1 protein-coding gene is annotated in these 1,250 nt (G+C 78.8%); it reads right to left on the bottom strand.

The features are described 5' to 3' along the window. Positions 1 to 410: 410 nt before the first annotated feature. Complete coding sequence (locus tag GTR00_RS21135; RefSeq protein ID WP_166613477.1) at positions 411 to 1,097, bottom strand: hypothetical protein; 687 nt, start codon at positions 1,095 to 1,097, stop codon at positions 411 to 413. Positions 1,098 to 1,250: the final 153 nt, after the last annotated feature.

Genomic DNA, 1,250 nt, shown 5'->3' on the forward strand with positions numbered 1-1,250 from the left:
GTCTGGTTCTCCTGCTGGGAGCGCGGCCCGCGCGCACCGCGGGTGCCGCGGCGGGGGTGGAGGTCGCGATCGGGAGGGAGGTCTCTGCAGGCATGGGATACCACCAGACGGCCGGAGCTTGACGTCGCGGTCAACGGGGGGCGAGGTGCATGCAGTCCCCTAGCTGGAACTCCACCCCACCGCGCTCGTGACGAGCCCCCCCGTCGGCTGTGGGTGAGCACACCCTCTCGGCCTGTGAGAGCGCTGTCAACCACTCGAACGGCCCAGCGGTGTGACCCCAGTGACGTCCGGGGCGCCGCCCGGTAGCCGGGCGGGCCCCGGTTCACCCGCACGTCACCTCCACGTCACGCGCACGTCACCTGCGGCGCGCGCGGGCGGGCCGGTCCGCCCGCGCGGGCCGGTGGGCGCCCTCAGCGCCGCGCCCTGTCCGCCCTCGCGATGGCGTCCTCCAGCTCCGCGCGCAGCGGCGCCACGCGACCCTGGTCGGGGTGCTCCCCCAGCGCCTTCAGGTGCCGGCGCGCCTCGGCGAGGCGGCCGGAGTCGATGGCGGCGGCCACCAGGTGGCGGCCGGCCTCCACGTCGTGCTCGCGGGGGCGCCAGTGCCCCACGCCCAGGCTGAGCGCGTCGTCGTTCATGTGCGCCTCGCGCAGGATCGCCAGCGCCTCCGCCAGCGCCCGCCCCGAGGGGTCGCGCTCGGCGGCGATGCCCAGCCGGCGCAGCGCCGCCTCGCGGTCGTCCACCAGCGACAGCCGGCCCATCACCAGCAGCGGCCGCCACGCCCTCGGGCTCTGCGCCAGCTCCTCGGCCAGCGCCCACACGGCGTTGTCGGCGGCGCGGCGGGCGTCCTCCGCCTCGTGCCCCTCGTCGCCCGGGGCGTCGGCCACGTGCGCCTCGGCGGCCCGGGTGCGCACGGTCTCCACCAGCGCGGTGAAGGCCGCCTCGTCGTTGGGGTCCTCGTGCAGGGTCTCGCGCAGCGCGGCCTCCCCCGGCACGGCGGCCGGGGTCTCGCGGCGGCGCCGGCGGCGGGCGGGCTGCGCGGCCCCGCCCGTCCCCGCGCCGGGCTCGGGGCGTCGGCGCCAGCGGTCGAGCAGTCCCATGCGTCCCCTCCCTGACGTCCTCGTCGGCTCCCGCGGCGGGTCCCGACGCGTCCTGCGGTGCCGGCCACCTGGGCCGGCGGGCGCCGGTGCGGGTGTGAGGGCACCGATCAGGACCCTAGCCCAGGGGCCCCGCGGCGGCCCGACGCCGCGCAC

The organism is Kineococcus indalonis (genome assembly GCF_009906395.1).
GTDB classification, from domain to species: Bacteria; Actinomycetota; Actinomycetes; order Actinomycetales; family Kineococcaceae; genus Kineococcus; species Kineococcus indalonis.

What these genes read in the sequence shown, in the direction of transcription:
- GTR00_RS21135 (WP_166613477.1), bottom strand. Translation starts at nt 1,097, where the DNA reads ATGGGACTGCTCGACCGCTGGCGCCGACGCCCCGAGCCCGGCGCGGGG.